Source organism: Nocardioides exalbidus (assembly GCF_900105585.1).
Taxonomy (GTDB): domain Bacteria; phylum Actinomycetota; class Actinomycetes; order Propionibacteriales; family Nocardioidaceae; genus Nocardioides; species Nocardioides exalbidus.
Map to the genome: position 1 here is coordinate 2,822,917 of NZ_FNRT01000002.1, position 25,026 is coordinate 2,847,942.

The following is a 25,026-nucleotide window of genomic DNA, read 5'->3' on the forward strand; positions in this document are numbered from 1 at the left end:
AACCAGTCCGCTGGGGAAGCACCGCAGTCACCGGGTGATGAGGTGGCTGGGACCGGACAGAGGGAGCGATCGACCGGGACATCACCGCCACCGGTCACACCGAAGGGCCCTTGACGCTCATACCGTCAAGGGCCCTTCACCTCTTTCCGGCGCACCTCACAACTTGCCGATGAATCGCTGCTTCGTCGGCAATCTCTGCCGTGGTCCCGATCGTCTCGCGTGAGTTGAATCTGACCCATGAGCAACCGGCGGATCAGGATCGGCATCGACACCGGGGGCACGTTCACCGACGTGGTCGCCTTCGACGAGGACTCGGGAGAGCTGGTCACGACCAAGACCCCCAGCACGCCGGGCAACCCGGCCGACGGCTTCATCGCCGGCATCGAGAAGATCCTGGGGATCGTCGACGCCGAGGGGAGCGACATCACGGCCGTCTCGCACGGCACGACGGTCGCGACCAACAAGCTCCTCGAGGGCAAGGTCGAGGCGCTCGGCTTCATCACCACCGAGGGCTACGAGTTCATGCTCGAGATCGCCCGCCAGTCGGTGCCCGACGGCTACGGCAACTCCTACTTCTGGGTGAAGCCCGACCGCATCGTGCCGGCCGACCGCGTCCGCACCGTCGGCGGCCGCCTCGACTTCACCGGCGCCGAGATCCGCCCCTTCGACGAGGAGGCCGCGGTCGCCGCCGCCCGCTGGTTCCGCGACCAGGGCATCACCACCCTCGGCGTCTGCTTCCTCCACGCCTACGCCAACGACGAGCACGAGCTGCGGATGCGCGAGATCCTGCGCCGCGAGCACCCCGACGCCGTCGTCTCCATCTCGAGCGAGGTGCTGCGCGAGTACCGCGAGTACGAGCGCTCGATGACCACGCTCGTCGACGCCGCGGTGAAGCCCAACGTCAGCCGCTACGTCACCAACATCTCCGACCGGCTGGTGAACTTCACCGGCAACGTCATCCCGTTCTACGTGATGAAGTCCAACGGCGGCGTGCTCTCCGCCGACGAGGTCGTGCACCAGCCGATCACCACCGTGCTGTCCGGCCCGGCCGCAGGCGCGCTCGGCGCCGCGCTGATCGCCAAGGTCGCCGGCTTCCCGAAGATCCTCACGTGCGACGGAGGCGGGACGTCGACCGACGTGTCCGTCGTCCTCGACGGCGAGCCGACCCTCACGACCGAGGGCACGGTCGGCGCCTACCCCAGCAAGATCCCGATGATCGACGTGGTCACGGTCGGCGCCGGCGGCGGCTCGATCGCCTGGCTCTCGCCCGAGGGCACGCTCAAGGTCGGTCCGCACTCGGCAGGCGCCGACCCCGGCCCGCTCTGCTACGCCAAGGGCGGCACCCAGCCGACCATCACCGACGCCCACGTCACCCTCGGCCGGATCCCTCCGCACCTGCTCGGCGGCGAGATCCCGCTCGACGTCGAGGCGGCCCGGACGGGCATCGCGGACCTCGCCGACCAGCTCGGGCTCGACTTCGAGCGCTGTGCCACCGGCATCCTCGAGATCTCCGCGTGGAACCAGGCCAACGCGCTGCGTCAGGTCTCGGTGAAACGCGGGCTCGACGTGCGCGACTTCATGCTCACCACCTTCGGTGGATCGGGCTCGCTCCTGGCCTGCCGGCTCGTCGACATCCTCGACCTTGCGGGAGTCGTCGTACCCCCCAACCCGGGCAACGTCAGCGCCTTCGGCCTGCTCACCGTCGACGTGAAGAACGACTACGTGCAGACCCACGTCGCCAAGGAGTCGGCGCTCGACCACGCGGCCGTCCAGGCGATCCTCGACGACCTCACCGGCCGGGCCCGCGAGGCGCTCGCCAAGGAGGGCTTCACGTCCGACGAGCACCGCTTCCAGCGCACGATCGACGTCCGCTACGTCGGCCAGGCCTTCGAGGTGCGGGTCCACGCGCCGGAGGGCACCGTCGACGCGGCCTACGTCGAGCAGGTGGCGGAGACCTTCCACGCCGAGCACAAGCAGCTCTACGGCTACGACTTCCGCGGCGACCGCGACCAGCAGGTCGAGTGGGTCAACCTCCGGGTCACGGGCATCGGCCCGATCACGCGTCCGGAGATTCCGACGCTGGCGAAGGCGGAGGGTGACGTCGAGCGCGCCGTGCGCGGGCGACGGGCCGTCTGCTTCGACCCGGAGGTCGGATACGTCGACACCCCGGTCATCTGGCGCACCGACCTCGGCGCCGGCGACACCTTCAGCGGCCCCGCGATCGTCGAGGAGTTCGGCTCGACGATCCCCGTCCACCCCGGCTTCGAGGTCGTGGTCGACGACTGGGCCAACCTCGTGATCCGAAAGGTCGTGGCGTGATGGCTGCAGTCGACCCCGCGTACGTCACCGCGAAGCCGGTGAACCCGGCCGGCCTGCCGACGGCCTACGAGCACGGCGGTCGCCTGACCGCCGAGGGCACGACCGTCGACCCGATCCTCGTCGAGATCGTCCAGGGCACCCTGGCGAGCGTCGAGATGGAGGTCGAGACCGCGATCGGGCGCACCTCGCGCAGCCCGATGATCCGCGACGCCCACGACTTCCGTGCCGGCATCCACGACCGCCAGCTGCGCAAGCTCACCGGCCGGTCCTACAGCGCGCTGGTGCACCCGATCGTGCGCGACTTCCCGATCGAGGAGATGCGCGAGGGCGACGTCTTCTTCCACAACGACGTCTACGAGTCCGAGGGCGGCATCGGCCACCTGCCCGACCTCTGCGTGACCGTCCCGGTCTTCCACGACGGCGAGGTGGTCGCCTTCGTGCAGGCCTTCGGCCACCACGACGACATCGGCGGTGCCGTGCCGGGGTCCATGCCCAGCAATGCGACCACCGTCTACGAGGAGGGGCTGGCGGTCCCGCCGATCAAGCTGTGGGACGCCGGCGTGCCCAACCGGTCCGCGCTGCGGATCATGACGCGCAACTCGCGGATGCCCGACAGCCTGGCCGCCGACCTCGACGCCGAGTGCTCGGCCTGCCTGATGGGCGCCCGGCGGCTCGGTGAGCTCTTCGAGCGCTACGGCCGCGACTCGATCGAGGCGTCGTTCGACGCGATCCTCGACGCGACGACCGAGACCTACCGCCGCGAGATCCTGTCGAAGATCCCTGACGGCACCTACGTCTGGGAGGACTACGCCGAGCACGACGGCGTCGACGAGCCGCAGCTGCACACGCAGCGCATCACCCTGACCAAGGTGAGCGACGCACCCGCCGACCCGGAGAACGGCCGGCCTGCAGGCCCGCGGCTGATCATCGACTTCACCGGCACGAGCGCCCAGGCGAAGGGCCCGATCAACCACTGCGGCGACTACGTCGGCGGCAACTTCCTCAAGAAGTGGCTCGCGCCGATCCTCCGCAACCTCGCCGACACCCCGGAGCGGATGGCCGAGCTCGACGTCAACGAGGGCATCGTGCCGCTGATCGAGATGCGCTTCCCCGAGAAGGGCACGCTCCTCACGCCGATCCACCCCGGTCCGACCAACGCCCGCACGTTCGTGATCCTGCGGCTGCTGGGCGTGCTCGCCGGCGTGGTGGCCAAGGCCGTCGAGGGCAAGATGCCGGCCGACCAGGAGACGATCCGCTACACCGGTGTCTACGGCAAGGACCTCGAGGGCAACGACTACCTCATGCGCGAGGTGCTTGGTGGCGGCTCGGGCGGTCGCTACTACGCCGACGGCGAGGACACCATCCACGTGGTGCCGGACTCGCGCAACCTGCCGACCGAGTTCACCGAGTCGCGCTTCCCCTTCATCGTCGAGCGCCTGGGCCTGGCCCAGGACTCCGGCGGCGCGGGGGAGTACCGCGGCGGCCTGGGCTACGAGAAGCACATCCGGATGCTCAAGGACGCGCACTTCATGTCCATCGCCGACCGTTCGATCCTGGCCTGCTGGGGGGTCCGCGGCGGCAAGGCCGGGATGCCGTTCCAGGTCGTCATCGACCCGGGCGGCCCCGACGAGCGCGAGGTCGACGCCCTCGCCGACGCCGAGGTGGTCAAGGCCGGCCAGCTCGTGCGCATCCGTACGACGGGTGGTGGCGGCTGGGGAGACCCGCTGGCCCGCGACCCCGGGTCGGTCGTGCGCGACGTGGTCTGGGGCAAGGTCTCGGCCGCGGCGGCGCTGCGCGACTACGGCGTCGTGCTGACCGGCTCCGTGGAAGCCGGCGACCTCGGCTTCGACGCCGACGCGACGGCAGGCGAGCGGGGTGGCCGTGCGGCCTGGAGCCGCGACGACGACGCCTTCTTCGACCGCGGCCCCGGCTACTCCTCGCTCGCCGACGGTGCCGCCTTCGCCGAGGTGGACAGGATCTGATGCCCGCGCTGCGCGTCGCCGTGGTCGGTGGTCACGGCAAGACCGGCCGTGCCGTGTGCGACGCGCTGGGCGCCGTCGACGTGGGGGCGCTGCCGCTGGGTCGCGCCGACTGGCCGGACCTCGCGGCAGCGGCCGCCGGTTGCGAGGCGGCGTACGTCATCGCGCCCAACCTCCACCCCGACGAGCCGGCGTACGTCGGCGAGGTGCTGACCGCGCTCATCGAGGCGGGGATCCGGCGGGTGGTCTACCACTCGGTGGCCTCGCCCTACGCGCCGTCGATGCCGCACCACCTCGGCAAGGCCGCCAGCGAGGACCTCGTCCGCCGCTCCGACCTGGACTGGACGATCCTCCAGCCGGGCGCCTACCTGCAGAACCTCGACCTCACCGCCGCGATCGACCTGCCGTACTCGCCCGACCGGCCGTTCGGCTTCCTCGACCTCACCGACCTGGGCCGGGCCGCGGCGGTCGTGCTGACCCAGCCCGGCCACGTCGGGGCGACCTACGAGCTCGCCAGTCGGGTCGCGACGGTGCGCGAGCTCGCGACCGGGGCCGGCGTCGAGGTCCGGCACGTCCCCGACCCGAAGACGCACCCGGGGCTCTCGGCGATGTTCGAGTACTACGACGACCACGGGCTCCTCGTCGGCACGCGTACGCTCGCGGCCCTGCTCGGCTGACCCGTCGTCAACCCGGGTGCGCCGCGGGCGCCGATGAGGTGCAATGGCGGGATGGGAGTGGACGAACCGGGGCTGCCGACCCTCTACGAGTGGGCGGGCGGGCTCGAGCCGCTGCGCCGGATGATCGACTGCTTCTACGACCGGGTCGAGGCCGACGAGGCGCTCGCGGGGTTCTTCCCCGGCGGCGTCTCGCAGGCGCACCGGTCGCACGTGGCCGACTGGTGGGCCGAGGTGCTCGGCGGCCCGACGACCTACACCGACGAGCACGGTGGCTACGAGTCGATGCTCCGCCACCACCTCGGCCGGACATCACCCCGGCCCAGCGGCACCGGTTCGCCTCGACGATGAGCCTGGCGGCCGACGACGCGGAGCTGCCGGCCGACCCCGAGTTCCGCGCCGCGATCATCGGCTACCTCGAGTGGGGCACGCGTCTCGCGATGGAGAACTCCCGGCCCGGCGCTGCTCCCGTCGAGCACGCGCCCACGCCGCGCTGGGGCTGGGGCGTCGCTCCGCCCTACCAGGGGTGAGCAGGTCGCAACGGGGCACGAGCAGTACGCGGATCTCGGCGGGGCCGCGCGGCTTGGGTGGGGAATCGTCGGGCAGCGGAACGGCCTCGATCGCGACCGGTCGGTTCCCCACAGCCCCCAAGATCCCTGCTCGAGCGGACACAGGGCCACCTGAGCGGACACAGGTCCGCTGGGGTCCAGGCCGGGTCAGGGCTCGATCAGCCCGGCCCTGATGGCGTAGCGCGTCAGCTCGACCCGGTCGCGCATGCCGAGCTTGCCGAGGATGTTGGCGCGGTGGCCCTCGACGGTCTTGAGCGCGATGTGGAGCTCCTTGGCGATCTCGCGCGACGAGCGGCCCTCGGCGATCAGCTTGAGCACCTGGTCCTCGCGTGCGGTGAGCACCGAGGTCGGCACGCGCTCGCCGCGGCGCAGCCGGTCGAGGTAGTCGCGCACGAGCGTGCTCTCGGCGCCGGGGTAGAGGAAGGTCTCGCCGCGCATCGCCGAGCGGCAGGCGCCGACGAGGTCCTCGTCGGCCACGGACTTGAGGACGTAGCCGCTGGCGCCGGCCTTGAGCGCGCCGAAGAAGTACTGCTCGTTGTCGTGCATCGACAGCATGAGGATCTTCGGCGGGTCGCGGCGGGCGGCGATCTCGGCGGCCGCCTGGAGTCCGGTCATGCGCGGCATCGCGATGTCGAGCACGACGAGGTCGACCTCGGTGTCGCGCACGCGCTCGACGGCCTCGGCCCCGTCCGCGGCCTCGGCCACCACGGTGAGGTCGGGCTCCTGCTCGAGGATGAGGCGCACGCCGCGCCGGACGAGCGTGTGGTCGTCGGCCAGCAGGATCCGGATCATCCGACCACCTCGCCGCCGACGGGCACGCGCAGCCGGACCGTCGTACCCCGTCGGGGCTGGCTGATCACCGACAGCTCGGCACGCACCAGCGCGGCCCGCTCGCGCATCCCCATCAGCCCGGATCCCTCGGTGAGCCCGCTGAACCCGCGGCCGTCGTCGCGCACCTCCAGCACGACCGAGCCGCCGAGCTTCTGCAGGGAGAGCTCGACCTCGTGGGCGTCGGCGTGCCGGGCGGCGTTGGTGAGCGCCTCCTGGGCGACGCGGTAGACCACGACCTCCGCCTCCGGGCTGAGCGTGGGGAGCCCGGGGGCGAACGAGCGCCGCACCGGCGCCGGGCTGTGGTCGGCGAAGTCGGTGGCGAGGGCGGCGAGGGCGCTGGTGAGGCCGAGGTCCTCGAGCACCCCGGGTCGCAGCCGCCGCGCCACGCGTCGTACGTCGTCGAGGCCGGCGCGGGTGCTCTCGCGCAGCGCGTGCAGCTCCTCGACCAGCTCTGCGGGCGCGCGCTGCTCGACCTGCTTGAGCCCGAGCAGGACGACGGTCAGCCCCTGCCCGACCTCGTCGTGCAGCTCCTGGGCGATGCGGTGCCGCTCGGCCTCCTGTGCGGCCAGCGCCCGGGCGTCGCCGTCGCGGCGCTCCTCGGCGAGCCGGGCGAGCAGGCCGTTGACGCTCGTCGTGATGCCGCGGATCGGGCCCGACCCCTCCTCGGGCAGCCGGGTCGGCTCGAGGTGCTCGATGTCGCCGAGACGCTGGATCAGCCGGTGCAGCGGGGCCAGGGCCCACCGGATCAGCAGGGCGTTCGTCAGGATCATGACCCCGAGCCCGATCGCGATCACGACCAGCTCCGAGGGCACCGGGTCGGCCGAGACGCTCGCCGGCGACAGCACGAGCAGCAGCGCGCCGAGCACGAAGACCGCACCGTTGATCAGACAGATCGTCCAGAACAACGGGAGGTGGCTGGGCAGGCGCATGGCCCCAGCCTCCCATCCGCGACCGCCACGCACGGCCAGGGCGAGATGGGGTCCGCGCCCCATGTGCTGCGGTCCGCGGGCCCCGAAGGATGGATGCATGCCGCCGCCGGACGAGAACACCACCGTCGACCCGAGCGGGACCGCGTGGGTCGTCTGGCTCGTGATCGTCGGCCCGGGCCTGCTGGTCGCGGCGTTCGCGTGCGTACGACGCGTGGGTCCCGGCGAGCTCGTCCTGGTGGTCCGCCACGGCACGGTCGTGCGCTCGCGCCGGTTCGGCCTGGTGCCGCGTACGCCGGTGCTCGAGTCCTTCGAGTCGGTCCCGACCGGGCCGCGGGTGCTCCCGCTCGTGGTCCGGGCCCGCACGTGCGACGGCGTCGACGTGATCGCGCTGGCGGACCTGACCGTGGAGGTCCACGAGGTGGAGTCCGGTGACCCGTGGGTCCCGACCACCGACGTCGTACGACGCGCGGAGGAGGTGGTCGGCCGTCAGGTCGAGCAGCTCGAGGTGCGCGCGCTCGTCGACGACCTCGAGGCGCTCGAGGAGCGGTGGCCCCTCGAGCTGAGCCGCGAGCTGCCGATCGGCACCGAGGCCGTCGCGCTCGACGTCACCGAGGTCGAGGCGCGCCTGACCGGCGGCGCGGCATGAGCGACACGCCCTACCTCCTCGAGGTCGCCGTCTCCGTCGCGCTGCTCGCCTCGGCGATCGGCTTCGCGATCGGCCTGGCCGTCGGCCGTGGCCGCCAGCCGCGCTGGCAGGAGAAGGGCAGCTTCGTGCACAAGGTGTCGATCGGCTTCGCCGACCTCGACCGGCTCGACGCGGTGATGCTCCGCTTCGAGGTCGAGAGCGGCTCGCGCCTGCAGGGCGTGGAGATCGGCGAGCTGCGGCTGCCCGAGCGCTCGGGCGTCGCGATCGTCACCCGCGGCAAGCACGTCTTCGTCCCCGACGACCGCAGCGTGCTGCGCACGGGCGACCAGGTGCTCGTCGTCGCCGCGCTCGGCCAGGTCAGCGCGGTCGAGGAGCGGTTGCGGTCGGTGAGCCGCTACGGCCGGCTCGCCACGTGGGCGGAGGACATGGACGACCACTCCGGCTCGGTCCGCGCGTTCGGCGTCCGTCGCCGGTCGGGGGTCACGGCCGCGTGATCCTCACCTCGGCCGCCCTGGCGGTCTTCATCGTCGCGTACGCCCTCATCGCGACCGAGCGCGTGCACCGCGTCGCGGCCGCGCTCGGCGGTGTCGCCGGCATGGTCGTCCTCGGCCTCGTCGACGCCGAGACCGCGTTCTTCCACGAGCACACGGGCGTCGACTGGAACGTCATCTTCCTGCTCTTCGGGATGATGATCATCGTCGGCGTGCTCAAGCAGACCGGCCTCTTCGAGTTCCTCGCCCTGTGGGCCGCGCAGAAGTCGGGCGGTGAGCCCTACAAGCTGCTCGTGCTGCTGGTGCTCATCACGGCCGCGGTCTCGCCGATCCTCGACAACGTGACCTGCGTGCTGCTGGTCGCCCCGGTCACGCTGTCGGTCACCCGGCGGCTCGGCCTGCCACCGGCGCCGTACCTCATCTCCCTGATCCTGGCCTCCAACATCGGCGGCATGTCGACCCTCATCGGCGACCCGCCCAACATCATCATCGGCAGCCGCGCGGGGCTGAGCTTCACCGACTTCCTCGTCCACGCGCTGCCGCTCACGATCATCCTGCTGGTGCTCTTCGTGGTGATGGCGAAGTGGCTCTTCCGCAAGGACCTCGACCACGTCGCCGACGTGCACGGGCTCGACGACCTGAGCCCGGGCGACGCGATCACCAACGTCCGGATGCTGCGCAAGTGCCTGGTCGTGCTCGTCCTGGTGATGGTCGCCTTCGGCCTGCACACCGTGCTCCACCTCGACCCGTCGGTCGTCGCGATGATGGGTGCCGGTGCGATGGTGCTGGTCTCGCGCACCGAGCCCGAGGAGTTCCTCGAGGAGGTCGAGTGGGACACCCTCGCCTTCTTCATGGCGCTCTTCGTGCTGGTCGGCGCGCTCGTGCAGGTCGGCGTCATCGGCGCGATCAGCGAGTGGGCCGCCGAGGCGATGGGCGGGCGCGAGCTGCTCGGCGCGACCGCGCTCCTGTTCGGCTCGGGCATCGTCGGCGCCTTCGTCGACAACATCCCCTACACGACCGCCACCGTCCCGGTCGTCGAGGAGATGGTCGCCAGCACCTCCGCCTCCGGCGCGGACAGCCCGCTCTGGTGGGCCTTCGTCTTCGGCGCCGACCTCGGCGGCAACGCGACCGCGGTCGCCGCCGGCGCCAACGTCGTGGTGCTCGGCATCGCCGCCAAGGCGGGGGAGCCGATCAGCTTCTGGGGCTTCACCAAGTACGGCGTCGTGGTGACCGCGATGACGCTGGTCGTGGCGTGGGGCTGGGTTTACCTCCGCTACTTCGCCTTCGTCTGACCCTCCGGACGACCGGCCGGGCAACTCTTGCCATCGAATGGCTGGGTTGTTGGCCGAAAGTGCCGTGGGGACGGGTCGGCCCGCGTCACTAGGGTCGACCCATGAGGGTCCTGCTCGCGCTCGGCGGAAACGCCATGACGAACGCCGACGGCCGCGCGCGTCCCGAGGACCAGATCGCTGCTGCCGGCGTCGCCATGGCCGCTGTCGCGGGTCTGCTCGAGCACGACCACGAGGTCGTCGTCACCCACGGCAACGGCCCCCAGGTCGGCAACCTCCTCGTCAAGAACGAGCTCGCCGCCTCCGTCGTGCCTCCCGTCCCGCTGGACTGGTGCGGCGCGCAGACGCAGGCGACCCTCGGGTTCGTGCTGATGGACGCGCTCGATCGCGAGCTGGCCGCGCGGGGCGTGGACCGGCGCAGTGCCGCCGTGGTGACCCGCACGCTCGTCGACGCCGACGACCCCGGCTTCACGACCCCGACGAAGCCGATCGGCCGGCACCTGCCCGAGGCCGAGGCGCGCGTGCTCATCGAGCACGGCGAGACGTGGGAGGACCGCGGCGACAAGGGCTGGCGACGCGTGGTCGCCTCGCCCGAGCCGCTCGAGATCCTCGACGCGCCCGCCGTGCTCGCGCTGATCGAGGCCGGCTTCGTCGTCGTCGCCAACGGCGGCGGCGGCATCCCGCACGTGCGCTTCCCCGACGGCTCGCTCGGAGGGGTCGAGGCGGTCATCGACAAGGACCTCGGCGCCGCCCTGCTGGCCGGCACGACCAGCGCCGACGTCATGGTGATCGCCACCGACGTCCCGAACGCCGTCATCGGCTGGGGCACCCCCGACGCACGCCCGCTCGGGACCGTGACGCTCGAGGAGATGAGGGCGTACGCCGCCGACGGCCACTTCGCGTCCGGCTCGATGGGACCCAAGGTGGACGCCGTCTGCCGGTTCGTCGAGGACACAGGCAGGCGCGGCGTCATCACCAGCCTCGACCAGATCACCTCCGCCGTCGCCGGCGACGCCGGCACCGTCGTCGTACCCGCATAACCCTGCCGAAAGGAACCCTCGAAATGCCCAGCGCCATCGAAGTACGCAAGGTCCCGATCCACTCCGTCTCCGACGCCTCCGAGCTGACGAAGCTCATCGACGAGGGTGTCATCGCGGCCGACCGCGTCATCGCGATCATCGGCAAGACCGAGGGCAACGGCGGCGTCAACGACTACACCCGGATCATCGCCGACCGGGCGTTCCGCGAGGCGCTGGTCGCCAAGGGGGCCGACGCCGAGCAGGTCAAGGGCATCCCGATCGTGTGGTCGGGCGGCACCGACGGCGTGATCAGCCCCCACGCCACCATCTTCGCGACCACCGACGCCGAGCCCAGCGACGAGCCGCGGCTGACGGTCGGCTTCGCGATGAGCGAGGTGCTCCTGCCCGAGGACATCGGCCGCACGGCGATGGTGTCGAAGGTCGCCGCCGCCGTCGAGGTGGCGATGGAGCGCGCGGGCATCACCGACGCCTCCGACGTCCACTACGTGCAGACGAAGACCCCGCTGCTCACGCTCTCGACGATCGAGGACGCCAAGTCGCGCGGCAAGGACGTGTTCACCGAGGACACGCTCTACTCGATGGACGTCTCCAACGGCGGTACGGCCCTCGGCATCGCCGTCGCCCTCGGCGAGATCGAGATGCCGACCGACGAGCAGGTCCTGCGCGACCGCGACCTCTTCTCCAGCGTCGCCTCGTGCTCCTCCGGCGTCGAGCTCGACCGCGCCCAGGTCGTCGTCGTCGGCAACGCCACCGGTGTCGGCGGCAACTACCGGATCGGCCACTCGGTCATGGACGACGCGCTCGACGCCGACGGCATCTGGGACGCCATCCGCTCCGCCGGCCTCGACCTGCCCGAGCGTCCGCGCACCGAGGACCTCGACGGCCGCCTGGTCAACGTGTTCCTCAAGTGCGAGGCGTCGGCCGACGGCAAGGTGCGTGGGCGTCGCAACGCGATGCTCGACGACTCCGACGTGCACTGGCACCGCCAGATCAAGGCGGCCGTGGGCGGCGTCACCGCGTCGGTCACCGGCGACCCCGCGGTCTTCGTCTCGGTCTCCGCGGCCCACCAGGGACCCGAGGGCGGCGGCCCGGTCGCCGCCATCGTCGACCTCTCCTGACCACCCCGGGACGTCGTGCGGACGGGGCCGGGGGTCGCCCCGTCCGCGTGACGTCGTGCTCGTCCACCGACACCGGGTGCGTACGACGTTCGCTGTCGGTGGTCCGTGATGGTGTGTCCCCATGACGACGTACCGGCTGGTCCGCCCCGAGCGCGAGGTCGTCGTGCCCACGCTCGACGAGCACCAGCAGCGCGTCGTCGACCACGAGGGCGGTCCGCTCCTCGTCCTCGCCGGTCCCGGCACCGGCAAGACCACGACGCTCGTCGAGGCGATCGTCGACCGGCTCGAGCACCGCGGCGCCCCGCCCGACTCGGTGCTCGCGCTCACCTTCTCCCGCAAGGCCGCCGAGCAGCTCCGCGACCGGGTCACCGCACGGGTGGCGCGCACGACCTCTGCCGCCGCCTGCTCGACCTTCCACTCCTTCGCCTACGCACTGGTCCGGAAGTACGCGCCCGCCGAGCTCTACGAGGGTGCGATCCGGCTGCTGTCGGCGCCCGAGGCCGACGTCGTGCTGCGCGAGCTGCTGCGCGACAACCCCGAGTCGGTCGTGTGGCCCGACGCCCTGCGCCGCGCGGTCGGCACCCGCGGGTTCGTCCGCGAGGTGCAGGCGGTGCTCGCCCGCGCGCGCGAGAAGGGGCTCGACCCGGCCGGCCTGCGCGCGCTCGGCATCGAGCACGAGCTGCCCGAGCTGATCGCCGCCGGGCTCTTCCTCGAGCAGTACCTCACCGTCCTCGACAACCTCGGGGCCACCGACTACTCCGACCTCATCCGCCGCGCGGTGATCGAGGCCGAGGCGCACCGCGACGAGCTGCGGGCGCGCTACGCGCACGTCTTCGTGGACGAGTACCAGGACACCGACCCCGGCCAGGTCGCCCTGCTCCGGGCGATCGCGGGCGACGGGCGCAACCTCACGGTGGTGGGCGACCCGCACCAGTCGATCTACGGCTTCCGCGGGGCTGACGTCCGCGGCATCCTCGACTTCCCCGCGGCCTTCCCGACCTCGGCCGGCGACGCCGCGCCCGTGGTGGTGCTGCGGCGCACGCGTCGCTTCGGCCCGCGGATCCTGCTCGGCGCCGGTCGGGTCGCGAGCCGGCTGACGCTGACCGGCAGCATCGACGGCGCGGCGCGCGAGGCGTTCCTCTCGCCCGAGGCGGTGCCCGGTCCGCAGGGCGACGGCCGCGTCGAGGTGATGACCTACGACACCGAGCGTGCCGAGGCCGAGCGGCTCGCAGACCTGCTGCGCCGCGCACACCTCGAGGACGGCATCGCCTGGGACCGGATGGCCGTGCTCGTGCGCTCCGGTCGCACCAGCATCCCGCCGCTGCGACGCGCGCTGGCAGCCGCCGGCGTGCCCGTCGAGGTCGCCACCGACGACCTGCCGCTCGTCCACGACCCCGCGGTGGTGCCCCTGCTCGACGGCCTCCGCGCGGTGGTCAACCTCGACAACGACGACCCCGACTCGCCCGGGTTCCTCGACCCCGGGCGCATCGAGTCGCTGCTGCTCTCACCGCTCGGCGGTCTCGACGCGTCCGACCTGCGTGCCCTCACCCGCCGCCTCCGCACGCGCGAGAAGGAGCTGCCCGACGCCACGGCCCGACGCACCAGCCGCGAGCTGCTCCGGCTCGCGCTCGTCGAGGACGGCTTCCTCGACGGGATCGAGGGCCCCGACGTGGAGCGCGCCGTCGCGCTCGCCGCGCTGCTGCGCGCGGGCGCCCGGATGCTGGAGGAGAAGGCCGGCGCGGAGGACCTGCTCTGGCACCTCTGGTCGAGCACGTCGTGGCCCGAGCGGCTCCGTCGCCAGGTCGACCTCGGCGGCGCGGCCACCCGCCGGGCACACCGCGACCTCGACGCCGTCGTCGCGCTCTTCGAGCTCGCCTCGCGCGTCGTGGACCAGCGCGACCACACGGGAGTCGGGGCGTTCTTCGCCAACCTCGTCGACCAGCAGCTGCCGGCCGACACGCTCGCCGAGCGCGGCGTGCGCGGCAAGTCGGTCCGGCTCCTCACGGCGCACCGGTCGAAGGGCCTGGAGTGGGACCTCGTCGTGGTCGCCCACGTGCAGCAGGAGGGTTGGCCCGACCTGCGACGTCGCACGACCCTCCTCGGCGCCGACCGCATCGGTGTGGACGCCTCCGGGCACCCCGACCTCGTCCCGCCCCTCACGGCCCGGGCGCTCCTGATGGAGGAGCGCCGGCTGTTCTACGTAGCCTGCACCCGCGCCCGCCGCCGCCTCGTGGTCAGCGCGGTGCGCTCGCCCGACGACGACGGCGAGCAGCCCTCCCGCTTCCTCGAGGAGCTCGGCGTCACCATCGAGCACCATGACGGTCGCCCGCCGCGCCCGCTGTCCCTCGGCGGCCTCGTCGCCGAGCTCCGCCGCAACGCCGCCGACCCGTCCGTGTCGCCCGCGCTCCGCGAGGCCGCGGCCCGGCGTCTGGCCGCCCTCGCGGTCGAGGAGGTCGACGGCCGTCGGCTCGTCCCGACGGCCGACCCGTCGACCTGGTGGGGCACGCGCAGCGCCACGCGGTCGGTCGAGCCGATCCGCGACCCCGAGCGCCCCGTGCCGATCTCGGCCAGCATGCTCGACTCGATCCTGCTCTGCCCGGCGCAGTGGTTCTTCGAGCGCGAGGCCGGCGGCGTCTCGGCCGTCCACCAGTCCGCGAACCTCGGCCAGGTGCTCCACGCCCTCGCCGAGCGCGTGGCGGTGGGCGACCTGCCGCCCGAGGTCGACCCGCTGATGGCCGAGGTCGAGGCGATCTGGGACCGCCTCGCCTTCCGCACGCCGTGGTCGCGCCAGCGCGAGCTCGCCCGCATCCGCAAGGCGGTCGGCCGGTTCGTCCAGTGGCACCTCGCCAACCCCCGCGAGGTCCTCGGCGCCGAGCAGCGCTTCCAGGGCGTGGTCGACGTCGACGGACGACCGGTGATGCTGACCGGCTACGCCGACCGGCTCGAGATCGACGACGCCGGTCGTGTGGTGGTCGTCGACTTCAAGAGCGCCCGCACCGCACCGTCCGGGCCAGCCGTCGCCGGCAACCTCCAGCTCGCCCTCTACCAGTACGCCGTCGACGCCGGCGCGCTCGACGAGGAGGGCGGTCGCTCGTTCGCCTCCGGTGGTGCCGAGCTCGTGCAGCTCGGCATCGACGACGACTCCTCCAGCGCCAAGGTCCAGGCGCAGCCGGCCCACTCCGCCGACGGGGCCGAGCGCACCGCGCTGCGCGACGGACTGGCCCGCGCGGCCGCGCTCGTCCGCGCCGAGAGCTTCCCGGCGACCGCCGGACCGCACTGTCGCGACTGCCCGTTCGTCGCCCTCTGCCCGGCCAAGGGCGCGGGGAGCGTGACCGTCCAGTGACCGAGCCGACCACGACGCACGACGTCCCGCCCGCGTTCACGCCGATCCGCCTCGACACCGCGGAGGACCTCCGCGACCTGATGAGGGCGAAGCACGCCGCGAGCGACGAGCAGTGGGCCGCGATCACGGCCCCGCTGCGCCCGACCGTGGTCGTGGCCGGGGCCGGGAGCGGCAAGACCACGCTGATGGCGCAACGCGTCGTCTGGCTCGTCGCCACCGGCCGGGTCCGCCCGGAGGAGGTGCTCGGCCTGACCTTCACCACCAAGGCCGCCGCCGAGCTGCGCCAGCGCGTCACCCAGGCGCTCGGCGACGCAGGGCTGCTCGACCGGTCGGTCGTCGCCGAGGGCGAGGACGTCCTCGAGCCCACCGTCGCGACCTACCACGCCTACGCCGCCAACCTGCTGACCGACCACGGCCTCCGCATCGGCCACGAGCCCGACACCCGGGTCGTCTCCGACGCCTCGCGCTACCAGCTCGGGGCGCGGGTCATCGAGCGGTTCACGGGGCACATCGAGCTGCTGACCGACCACCCCGCGACCGCCATCCAGAACCTCCTCGCCCTCGACGGCGCGATGAGCGAGCACCTCGTCGACGAGGACGACGTACGACGCATCGACGCCGAGGCCCGACGCGGCTTCGAGCGCGCGATCGAGGAGGAGCTGGCCGGCAAGGCCCGCAAGACCTACCTCGAGCCGCCGGCGAAGGCCATCAACGCCATCGACCGGCGGGCCGAGCTGCTGCAGCTCGTCGCCGGCTACCGCAGGCTGAAGGCCGACCTCGGGCTGATGGACTTCGGCGACCAGATCGCCCTCGCGGCGCGGCTGGTCGACGACCAGCCCGAGGTGGGGGAGATCGAGCGTGGGCGCTTCAAGGTCGTGCTGCTGGACGAGTACCAGGACACCTCGGTCGCGCAAGCGACGATGCTCGCCCGCCTGTTCTCCGGCCCCGACGACGACCACGGCCTCGGCCACCCGGTGATGGCGGTCGGCGACCCCAACCAGGCGATCTACGGGTGGCGCGGCGCCTCGGTGTCCAACATCCTCAACTTCGCCGAGACGTTCCCCGCCGCCGACGGCGAGCCCGGCCGGCTGCCGCTGACGGTCAACCGGCGTTCCGACCGGCGCATCCTCGACGTCGCCAACCGGCTCGCCCAGCCGCTGCTCGAGGCCTACGGCGACAAGGTGGCCCGCCTGCGCGCGGCCGAGATCGCCGAGCAGGGCATCGTCGAGACCCACGTCTTCGAGCGCGCCGTCGACGAGCTGGCCTGGCTCGCCGCCGAGGTGCGCCGGGTCCACGAGTCCGGCACGGACTGGTCCGACATCGGCGTGCTCAGCCGGGACAACGCCCAGGGCGAGGAGGTCTACGACACCCTCACCGCCGCCGGGATCCCGGTCGAGATCGTCGGCCTCTCCGGCCTGATCCGCCTGCCGGAGGTCGCCGAGGTCGTCGCGACGCTGACGCTGATGCACGACGTCACCGCCAACACCTCCATGCTGACCCTGCTGACCGGGCCACGGTGGGCGATCGGTCCGCGCGACCTGCGGCTGCTCGCGCTGCGCGCCGCCGAGATCGCCGGGGTCCGCGGCCGCAAGGAGGCGGCGACCGTCGCCGACCAGCTCCTCCAGATCGCCGACGGCATCGACGCCTCCGAGCTGCCCGCCCTCAGCGACGCGGTCGAGGCGCCCGGCGAGGCGGCGTACTCGCCCGAGGCGCTCGACCGCTTCGGCCTGCTCGCCACCGAGCTGCGCCGGCTGCGGACCCACGTCGGCGACCCGCTGCTCGACGTCGTGTGCCGGATCATCGACACCACGGGTGTCGACGTCGAGCTGGCGTCGGCGACCTCGCCCGCGGCCGCCGCGCGGCGCGACAACCTCGACCTCTTCGTGAAGGCCGTGGCGGAGTTCCAGTCGGTCGACGGCGACGTGACGCTGCCGGCGCTGCTGGCCTACCTCACCGCCGAGGACGACCAGGGCAACGGCCTCGACGTCGCCACCCCGACGGCCGCCGACTCGGTCAAGCTGCTGACCGTCCACCGCGCCAAGGGGTTGGAGTGGTCGTCGGTCTTCTGCGTCGGGGTGGGGGAGACCCGGTTCCCGAGCAACCGCTCGCGCACGCTGTGGACCTCCTCGCCCGCCGTCCTGCCGGCGCCGTTGCGCGGCGACCGGGCCGACCAGCCCCAGCTCGTCGGCCATGACAAGGCGGCCCTCGACGCCTACCGCGCCGCGACCCGCGCCCACGACGCCGAGGAGGAGCTCCGGCTGGGCTACGTCGCCTACACGCGCGCCGCGCACCACCTCGCCGTCTCCTCCTACGTCTGGGGTCAGCGCTCGACGCCGTTCGGGCCGTCGAGCTACCAGGCCGTGGTCCGCGAGCAGCTCGAGGAGTGGGGCGAGACGGTCGACGACTGGATCGAGAAGCCCGCCCCGAAGTCGCCCAACCCCAACGACGACGTCGACCCGTCCCGCCCGTGGCCCGTGCCCGGCCCGGGGGAGGAGGCCGCGCGACGGCTGGCCGCCGCCGAGCTGGTCCGCACCGTCGACCCGAGCGCGCCCGACGAGGGCCTCGACATGGTCGAGGCCGCCATGGTGGCCGAGTGGGACGACGACCTCGCGCAGCTCGTCGCGGAGGCGCGCGCCGAACGCGCGACCGCCATCGACCTGCCGCTGCCGAGCAGCCTGTCGGCCACCTCGATGACGCGGCTGCGCGACGACCCCGACGGCTTCGCCCGCGAGCTCGCCCGCCCGATGCCGCGTCCGCCGGCACCGGCGGCCCGGTTCGGTACGGCGTTCCACGCCTGGGTCGAGGACCGCTTCGGCCAACAGGCGCTGATCGAGCCCGACGAGCTGCCCGGCCGTGCCGACGCCGGCATCGACGACGACGCCGACCTCGGTGAGGTGGTCAAGCGCTTCGAGGACGGCCCCTTCGGCGACCGGGCTCCGCACGCCGTCGAGGCGCCCTTCGCGCTGGTGCTCGCCGGCCAGGTGGTCCGCGGCCGCATCGATGCGGTCTACGCCGAGGCCTCCGACTCGGGCGCCGACTTCCTGGTCGTCGACTGGAAGACCAGTCGCCACGAGGCCTCCGACCCGCTCCAGCTCGCCCTCTACAGGCTCGCCTGGTCCGAGCTCACGGGGGTGCCGATCGAACGGGTCCGGGCGGCGTTCCACTACGTCCGCTCGGGCCGCACCGTCGAGCCGAAGGACCTCCCCGACCGGGCCGGCCTCGAGCGGCTCCTCGACCTCTGACCCCGGGCGGCGTTTGGTGAGGCCTCTGGGCCGCCCGGATCCTCCTCGCGCACCGCTGGCGGCGAGTCGTCGTACGACACGCGCCCGAGCGGTGAGCCAGCCACATTCGAGGGTCGCCGAGTGTGGCTCACGCACCGCCGGCGGTGAGTCGTCATACGGCACGCGCGCGAGCGGTGAGTCAGCCACATTCGAGGGTCGCCGAGTGTGGCTCACGCACCGCCGGCGGCGAGTCGCCATACGGCACGCGCGCGAGCGGTGAGTCAGCCACATCCCACGGCCGCCGCGTGTGGCTCACGCACCGCCGGCGGCGAGTCGCCATACGGCACGCGCGCGAGCGGTGAGCCATCCACATTCGAGGGTCGCCGCGTGTGGCTCACGCACCGCCGGCGGTGAGTCGTCGGACGACACGCGCGCGAGCGGTGTGTGACGCGGGTTCGAACCCCCTGGAATCCTCCTCCGCACCGCCGGCGGCGGCGCCAGGAGGTCAGCCGAGGGCGGCGGTCAGCGCGATGTCGATCATCTCGCCGAAGGTCTGCTCGCGCTCCTGGGAGGTCGTCTCCTCGCCGGTGACGATGTGGTCGGAGACGGTGCAGATCGCGAGGGCCCGGCGACCGTGCTTGGCGGCGAGCGTGTAGAGCGCGCTGGCCTCCATCTCGACGGCGAGGACGCCGTACTTCACCATCTCGCCGAGCAGCTCGGGGCGGGAGGCGTAGAACGAGTCGCTGGAGAAGATCAGCCCGACGTGGAAGGGCGAGCCGCCCTCGCGAGCCTCGGCCGCCTCGACCGCGCCGCGCAGGAGGCCGAAGTCGGCGACGGGTGCGTAGTCGAGGCCGTGGAAGGTGATCCGGTTCATCGAGGAGTCGGTGCAGGCGCCGGACGCGATGATCACGTCGCGCACGCCGACACCCTCGGTCACCGCGCCGCACGAGCCGACGCGGATGATCGACTGGACGTCGTAGTCGGTGAAGAGCTCGTTGACGTAGATCGACATCGACGGCTGCCCCATGCCGGACCCCTGTACGGAGACCGGCTGGCCGCGCCACGTGCCGGTGAAGCCGTACATCCCTCGCACCTCGCTGTAGCAGCGGGCATCGTCGAGGAAGTTCTCCGCGATCCACCTCGCCCGGAGGGGGTCGCCGGGAAGCAGGACGGTGGGGGCGATGTCGCCGGGCTGGGCGCCGATGTGCGTGCTCACGGCGCCCAGCCTAGGCAGTCGGCCGGACAGGACGGGGGACTCAGCCGGCGTTGGCGACGATCTCGTTGGGCGTGTGCGGCAGGTCGAGGGTCGAGGTGACCTTGCCGCGGCCGAGGTCGACGACGTGCACCTGGTCGCGGCGCGGGTCGGTGACGTACGCCGTCTCGCCCACGACGTGGAGCGCCGGGCGGGGCTGCTGCCAGTCGAGCGGCTCGCGCCAGCGGTCGACGACCTCGATGGTGTCGGTCGTGCGGCCGGTCTCCTCGTCGATCACGTGCAGGGCGCCGTCGGTGCCGAGCACGAGGGCCTCGCCGTCGGGTCCGCGGCCGAGCGAGCGGAAGGTGTAGCTCGTGCCGAGGTCGACGAGCTCCAGCGACGCGTCGCGGGTGTCGATCAGCGCGACGCGGGTGGGGCGCTCGAGCTCGGCGTCGGCGTCGACCTTGTAGTCGCCGAGCAGGATCGGGGACACCTCGGAGCCGGCCTGGTTGCCGATCCGGCCGTAGCCGTCGGGGCTCGAGACCTTGGTGAAGGAGCGACCGTCGAGGACCACCGCACCGTCCTCGCAGCCGAAGACGGCCGTGTCCTCGGCGAACGCCTCGCCGTGCACGCCGGGGCACTCGTCGGTCTCGGCCATGACCGCGTCCGACGGCCCGACGAGCCGGACGCCGGAGCGCGACTCCTCGTCGCCGACCGTCATCAGCAGGTTGCGGTCGGCCAGCTGCACCGCGACACCGTGGTGCGCCTCGTCGGTGGCCGCGGTCGTGACCTCGGGAGCGCCCTCGCCGAGGTCGGCCGGGTCGAAGACCGTGATGGTGCCGGTGCCGTCGTCGAAGAGCGTCGTGATCCCGTCGTGCACGACGACGTGACCGGGCTCGGCCGCCTCGAACGCGACGCCCGTCAGACCGGGCTCGCCGGTGTAGTGGTGCCCGTGGTCGCCGTGCTCGTGGCTCCACGAGCCGAGGTCGAGGGCCTGCCACCCGCCGGCGCCGCTGATGAGGACGTGGCGACCGTCGCCGGCGGCGGACGCGCGGACGAAGCCCTCCATCGGCTCGTCGGCGAGGACGTCGCCGCTCGTCGTGTCGACGACGAGCACGCCACCGTCGTACGTCACTGCCAGCCGCGGGTTGGCCGACGCGGCCTCGGTGCCGGACCCGGTCTCGGCAGCCGACTCGGCAGACGAGTCGCTGGAGGGGGAGGCGGAGGGGGAGGTCGAGGTGGAGGTGGACGTGGAGGTCGAGGTGGTCGGTTCGGACTCGGTCGCGCAGGCAGAGGCGCCGAGTACGACGAGGGCGGGCAGGAGGGCATGGAGGGATCTGCGCTTCATGAGAACGATTCTCAATGCAAATGAGAATGATTGTCAAAGAGACGGGCTCGCTAGCCTGACGACGTGACCTCCGACCGCCTCCTGCCGCACGTCGCGCTCTCCGCCCACGCCCACAACCGGATGGGCCTGCGGCGCACCGACGCCGAGTGGCTCACCGAGCAGATGGCCGACCCGGCGACGCAGGTGCTCGTCATCGCCGGCAACCGGCTCCGGCCCGTCGACGGTGCGGTCCAGTGGCTCCCGGGGGACCAGGCCCCGGACGGCACGCTCGTGCTGCTCGGAGACGCCGACGACACGGTCCACGTCGCGGTGATCGTCGACCCGGAGGCCGCCCCCGGCGCACCGGACGAGTGGGTGCCGCTCCGGTCGGTGCTGTCCCTCCTCGCCGACCACGCGCCCCACGAGGCACCGCTCCTGATGCACGCCGTCGGCCTGGCCGAGTGGCACCACGCCACGAAGTTCTGCCCCCGCTGCGGCGGCACGCTCGTCAGCCGGGCCGCCGGTCACGAGCTGCGCTGCACGCAGTGCGACCGGGCGCAGTTCCCGCGCACCGACCCCGCCGTCATCATGGCGATCACCCACGGCGACGGCGACGACGAGGCGATCCTGCTGGGCCGCAACTCCGCCTGGCCCGAGGGCCGCTGGTCGACGCTGGCCGGCTTCTGCGAGCCCGGTGAGACCCTCGAGGACGCCGTGCGCCGCGAGGTCGACGAGGAGGTCGGCGTGCGGGTCGGTGAGGTGGCCTACTTCGGCAGCCAGCCCTGGCCGCTGCCCGCGAGCCTGATGCTCGGCTTCACCGGCAGGGCCGTCAGCACCGACATCGACGTCGACGGCGCGGAGATCGCCGAGGCCCGCTGGTGGACGCGCGCCGAGTTCGAGGCGGCCGGTCGCTCGGGCGAGCTCGTCGTGCCGCGCGGCATCTCGATCTCGTCGTCCCTCATCGAGTCCTGGTTCGGCCGCCCGCTCGACGGCCCCGGCTGGGACTGAGCCGGGCCGTCGGACCTCGGTCGGCGCCGGTCAGTCGCACTGGTCGCAGATGCCCGTCGCGGGCAGCGCGATGAAGCAGGTGGGGCACAGCTTGTCGGGCCGGTCGCTCGCCGCGACGCGGGTGGGGCGCGGGGTGCCCGTGCTGCGCACGCCCGACGCGCGCGGCGTCGTGGACGGCGTGCGCGGGGCGCGGGCGCGGGTGCCCGGGACGCGCTCGGCCGGAGGCGAGTCGTCGCGGACCTGGAAGCCGAGCCGCACCAGCGCCTTGGTGGCGCCGGCGCCACCGCCCGGGATGTCGGCGGGCGTCAGGGTGCGACCGGTCGCCAGGCCGTGGGCGATGCCCATGATCGCCGCGGCGTCGTACTCGCGACCGCCGTGCAGCAGCACGTGCGTCGAGACACCGCCGCGGACCAGCATGTAGTTGGCCCCACCCGCCTTGTCCCACGTCTCGATCGCGGTGAGGACGTGGGGGCGGTCGATCGAGTTCAGCAGTGACACGACGTCAGGCTATCCCCGGGAGGTGTCCGGCCATCAGGGCAGCCCGTCACGACAGGGCGGCCAGCTTCTCCTTGACCTGCGCCACGGAGGGGTTCGTGAGCGTGCTGCCGTCGGTGAAGAGCAGCGTCGGCACCGTCTGGTTGCCGCCGTTGGCCTGCTCGACGGTGAACGCGTGCTCGGGCTCGGCCTCGATGTCGATGATCGTGAACTCGATGCCCTCGCGGTCGAGCTGGCTCTTGAGGCGGTGGCAGTAGCCGCACCACGGGGTGCTGAACATGGTGAAGGTCATGGGAGTGAGTGTCCCCTCCGACGTCTAGGGTGAAGAACAAGGGTCAGGCACCCACCTCAACCACCATCCCGCAGGAGTTGTTCCGTTGCTCGAAGCGCTCGATCCCGAGCAGCGCCAGGTCGCCGAGGCGCTCCGCGGACCGGTGCGGGTGCTGGCCGGCGCGGGCACCGGCAAGACCCGTGCGGTCACGCATCGCATCGCCCACGGCGTGGCCGAGGGGGTCTACGCGCCCACCGAGGTGCTGGCGCTGTCCTTCACCACGCGTGCCGCGGGTGAGATGCGCGAGCGGCTCCGGGCCCTCGGCGCCCCCGGCGTGCAGGCGCGCACGTTCCACTCCGCGGCGCTGCGCCAGCTGCGGTTCTTCTGGCCACGGGTGCACCAGCGCGAGCTCCCCGAGCTCACCGACTCCAAGCTCGGCATGGTCGCCCTGGCGGCCCGACGCCAGCGCCTCGGCGTCGACCAGGCCACGCTGCGCGACCTCGCCAGCGAGATCGAGTGGGCCAAGGTCTCCAACGTCAGCCCGGAGACCTATGCCGCCATCGCCCGGCAGCGCGGCCGCCAGGTCTCGGGCATCGATCCCGAGGTGGTCGCCCGCGCCTTCGACGGCTACGAGGAGGTCAAGCGCGGCCAGGGCCGCATGGACATGGAGGACGTCCTCCTCCTCGGCGCCGGCCTGCTGGCCGACAACGAGGCGGTCGCCGCCCAGGTCCGCCGGCAGTACAAGTGGTTCGTCGTCGACGAGTTCCAGGACGTCTCACCGCTCCAGCACGCGCTGCTCGACCTGTGGCTCGGCGGCCGCGACGAGCTCTGCGTCGTCGGCGACCCCGCCCAGACGATCTACTCCTTCGCCGGCGCCGACGCGCGTTACCTCCGCGAGTTCACCCAGCGCCACCCGTCCGCGACGAGCGTCGAGCTGGTCCGCAACTACCGCTCCACGCCCGAGGTCGTGGCGGCTGCCAACACGCTCCTCGCCGGCACGGCCAGCAAGGGCGTCGACCTCGTGGCGCAGCGACCGTCCGGTGCCCGCATCACCTACCGCGAGGCGGCCGACGAGGTCGCCGAGGCCGACGCCGTCGCCGACCGCGTGGCCGCGCTGCGCGCGCAGGGCACGCCGGCCAGCCGGATGGCGGTGCTGCTGCGCATCAACGCCCAGTCGGAGCGCTTCGAGGAGGCCCTCGCCGCCCGTGGGCTGCCCTATGTCGTACGCGGTGCCGCCCGGTTCTTCGACCGGGCCGAGGTGCGGCAGGCGATCACCCTCGTCCGTGGTGCTGCCCGCGGGGGTGAGGCGACCGGACCCGTCGCGGAGGCCGTGGTGGCGGTCCTGTCCCAGATGGGTCACTCGACCGAGCCGCCCGAGGGCAGGGGAGAGGTCCGCAACCGCTGGGAGTCGCTCCAGGCGCTGGTCGACCTGGCTGCCGACTTCGGCCGCGAGCGGCCCGAGTCGACCGTGGGCGACTTCGTCGACGACCTCGACCGCCGGGCCAGCGAGCAGCACGCACCGGTGGCCGACGCGGTCACCCTCGCGACCATCCACTCGGCCAAGGGCCTCGAGTGGGACGCCGTCTTCGTGGCCGGCATGCACGAGAAGATGATGCCGATCTCGCAGGCGCAGACCCCGGCGGAGGTCGAGGAGGAGCGCCGGCTGCTCTACGTCGCGATGACCCGTGCCCGCGACGAGCTGACCGTCTCGTGGGCCACCGCCCGCGAGCCCGGCGGTCGCTCCAACCGCGGCAGCTCGCCGTTCCTGGCCACCCTGCTCGACGGCGCCCCCGGCGTCTCCGCGACCCACAAGGAGCGGACCAGGCGCAACCGGGCGGCCATGCACTGCCGCGAGTGCGGCAAGCCCCTGTCCGACGCTCGCCAGAAGAAGACCGGCCGGTGCGCCGACTGCCCGGCGTCCTACGACGAGGCACTGTTCGAGAAGCTCCGCGAGTGGCGCCTGGCCCGCGCGTCCGAGGACAGCGTGCCGGCCTTCGTGGTGTTCACCGACGCCACGCTCCAGCTCATCGCCGAGCACGTCCCCTCCGACGAGCGCGGGCTGCGGGCGATCAGCGGTGTCGGTCCGAGCAAGATCGCGAAGTACGGCGACGAGGTGCTCGCGCTGGTGGCGTCCCAGGGTTCCAGCAAGGCCTCCTGAGCCGTCCGACAGCCCGGCCCGAGCGCGACCGCGAACTTTCTCGAAAGAAATCCATGTAATACCCATAAAATCGTTTGCCCCTGACGTGAGTCGGGGTCTAACGTTCCTCTCACAACCGCACGCGCA

Annotated in this window: 20 protein-coding genes; 14 read left to right on the forward strand and 6 right to left on the reverse strand. The window is 72.7% G+C overall.

Annotated features, from left to right (window positions below; all coding sequences use genetic code 11):
* Positions 1-237 precede the first annotated feature (237 nt).
* The 5 genes from BLV76_RS13860 to BLV76_RS22865 are packed head-to-tail and all read left to right on the forward strand — an operon-like array spanning position 238 to position 5,502.
* Positions 238-2,319, forward strand: a complete 2,082-nt coding sequence (locus tag BLV76_RS13860) for a hydantoinase/oxoprolinase family protein (RefSeq protein ID WP_090969655.1) — start codon at positions 238-240, stop codon at positions 2,317-2,319.
* Complete coding sequence (locus BLV76_RS13865; RefSeq protein ID WP_090969656.1) at positions 2,319-4,301, forward strand: hydantoinase B/oxoprolinase family protein; 1,983 nt, start codon at positions 2,319-2,321, stop codon at positions 4,299-4,301. The genes BLV76_RS13860 and BLV76_RS13865 overlap by 1 nt, the downstream gene beginning before the upstream one ends.
* Complete coding sequence (locus BLV76_RS13870) at positions 4,301-4,975, forward strand: NAD(P)H-binding protein (protein ID WP_090969657.1); 675 nt, start codon at positions 4,301-4,303, stop codon at positions 4,973-4,975. The genes BLV76_RS13865 and BLV76_RS13870 overlap by 1 nt, the downstream gene beginning before the upstream one ends.
* A gap of 51 nt (positions 4,976-5,026) precedes the next feature.
* Positions 5,027-5,323, forward strand: a complete 297-nt coding sequence (locus BLV76_RS22860; RefSeq protein WP_217630347.1) for a globin domain-containing protein — start codon at positions 5,027-5,029, stop codon at positions 5,321-5,323.
* Positions 5,320-5,502 carry a globin family protein gene (locus tag BLV76_RS22865; RefSeq protein WP_217630348.1) on the forward strand — a complete coding sequence of 61 codons (183 nt, stop codon included), beginning with the start codon at positions 5,320-5,322 and terminating at the stop codon, positions 5,500-5,502. Before BLV76_RS22860 ends, BLV76_RS22865 begins: the two co-directional genes overlap by 4 nt.
* Before the next feature lie 186 nt (positions 5,503-5,688).
* Here BLV76_RS22865 and BLV76_RS13880 read toward each other — a convergent pair whose 3' ends face one another.
* On the reverse strand, positions 5,689-6,333 hold the full coding sequence (locus BLV76_RS13880) for a response regulator (protein ID WP_090969658.1): 645 nt from the start codon (positions 6,331-6,333) through the stop codon (positions 5,689-5,691).
* Positions 6,330-7,301, reverse strand: coding sequence for a sensor histidine kinase (locus tag BLV76_RS13885; RefSeq protein ID WP_090969659.1), 972 nt, complete (start codon positions 7,299-7,301; stop codon positions 6,330-6,332). The genes BLV76_RS13880 and BLV76_RS13885 overlap by 4 nt, the downstream gene beginning before the upstream one ends.
* Positions 7,302-7,398: 97 nt before the next feature.
* On the opposite strand from BLV76_RS13885, the gene BLV76_RS13890 reads away from it, so the two are divergent.
* The 7 genes from BLV76_RS13890 (at position 7,399) to BLV76_RS13920 (ending at position 18,470) form a co-directional block, all read left to right on the forward strand.
* Entirely contained in the window at positions 7,399-7,947 is a 549-nt protein-coding gene (locus BLV76_RS13890; RefSeq protein WP_090969660.1) for an SPFH domain-containing protein, read from the forward strand.
* Positions 7,944-8,441: a TrkA C-terminal domain-containing protein gene (locus BLV76_RS13895; protein ID WP_090969661.1), complete on the forward strand. Its 498-nt coding sequence runs from the start codon at positions 7,944-7,946 to the stop codon at positions 8,439-8,441. Before BLV76_RS13890 ends, BLV76_RS13895 begins: the two co-directional genes overlap by 4 nt.
* Positions 8,438-9,730: an ArsB/NhaD family transporter gene (locus BLV76_RS13900; RefSeq protein WP_342711920.1), complete on the forward strand. Its 1,293-nt coding sequence runs from the start codon at positions 8,438-8,440 to the stop codon at positions 9,728-9,730. Before BLV76_RS13895 ends, BLV76_RS13900 begins: the two co-directional genes overlap by 4 nt.
* Positions 9,731-9,831: 101 nt before the next feature.
* Complete coding sequence (locus tag BLV76_RS13905; protein WP_090969662.1) at positions 9,832-10,767, forward strand: carbamate kinase; 936 nt, start codon at positions 9,832-9,834, stop codon at positions 10,765-10,767.
* A 23-nt stretch (positions 10,768-10,790) separates the two neighbouring features.
* Positions 10,791-11,885, forward strand: a complete 1,095-nt coding sequence (gene bar / locus BLV76_RS13910; RefSeq protein WP_090969663.1) for a barbiturase — start codon at positions 10,791-10,793, stop codon at positions 11,883-11,885.
* A 121-nt stretch (positions 11,886-12,006) separates the two neighbouring features.
* Positions 12,007-15,228, forward strand: a complete 3,222-nt coding sequence (locus tag BLV76_RS13915; RefSeq protein ID WP_090969664.1) for an ATP-dependent helicase — start codon at positions 12,007-12,009, stop codon at positions 15,226-15,228.
* An 80-nt stretch (positions 15,229-15,308) separates the two neighbouring features.
* On the forward strand, positions 15,309-18,470 hold the full coding sequence (locus tag BLV76_RS13920; RefSeq protein WP_090972729.1) for an ATP-dependent helicase: 3,162 nt from the start codon (positions 15,309-15,311) through the stop codon (positions 18,468-18,470).
* A gap of 484 nt (positions 18,471-18,954) precedes the next feature.
* Here BLV76_RS13920 and deoD read toward each other — a convergent pair whose 3' ends face one another.
* Together deoD and aztD are read right to left on the reverse strand one after the other, a co-directional pair.
* Positions 18,955-19,665 carry a purine-nucleoside phosphorylase gene (gene deoD / locus BLV76_RS13925; RefSeq protein ID WP_090969665.1) on the reverse strand — a complete coding sequence of 237 codons (711 nt, stop codon included), beginning with the start codon at positions 19,663-19,665 and terminating at the stop codon, positions 18,955-18,957.
* 40 nt (positions 19,666-19,705) lie between these two features.
* Positions 19,706-20,989, reverse strand: coding sequence for a zinc metallochaperone AztD (aztD, locus tag BLV76_RS13930; protein WP_090969666.1), 1,284 nt, complete (start codon positions 20,987-20,989; stop codon positions 19,706-19,708).
* A gap of 63 nt (positions 20,990-21,052) precedes the next feature.
* Between aztD and nudC the strand changes: the two genes are divergently transcribed.
* A complete protein-coding gene (gene nudC / locus BLV76_RS13935; RefSeq protein WP_245734682.1) occupies positions 21,053-21,976 on the forward strand; it encodes an NAD(+) diphosphatase in 924 nt (307 codons plus the stop codon).
* Between the two features lie 30 nt (positions 21,977-22,006).
* On the opposite strand, the gene BLV76_RS13940 is transcribed toward nudC, so the two are convergent.
* Both BLV76_RS13940 and BLV76_RS13945 read right to left on the reverse strand, forming a co-directional pair.
* On the reverse strand, positions 22,007-22,474 hold the full coding sequence (locus BLV76_RS13940) for a ScoMcrA-related endonuclease (RefSeq protein WP_090969667.1): 468 nt from the start codon (positions 22,472-22,474) through the stop codon (positions 22,007-22,009).
* Positions 22,475-22,520: 46 nt separating this feature from the next.
* Positions 22,521-22,763, reverse strand: coding sequence for a mycoredoxin (locus tag BLV76_RS13945; RefSeq protein WP_090969668.1), 243 nt, complete (start codon positions 22,761-22,763; stop codon positions 22,521-22,523).
* Positions 22,764-22,848: 85 nt separating this feature from the next.
* Between BLV76_RS13945 and BLV76_RS13950 the strand changes: the two genes are divergently transcribed.
* Entirely contained in the window at positions 22,849-24,900 is a 2,052-nt protein-coding gene (locus tag BLV76_RS13950; RefSeq protein ID WP_090969669.1) for a UvrD-helicase domain-containing protein, read from the forward strand.
* Positions 24,901-25,026: the final 126 nt, after the last annotated feature.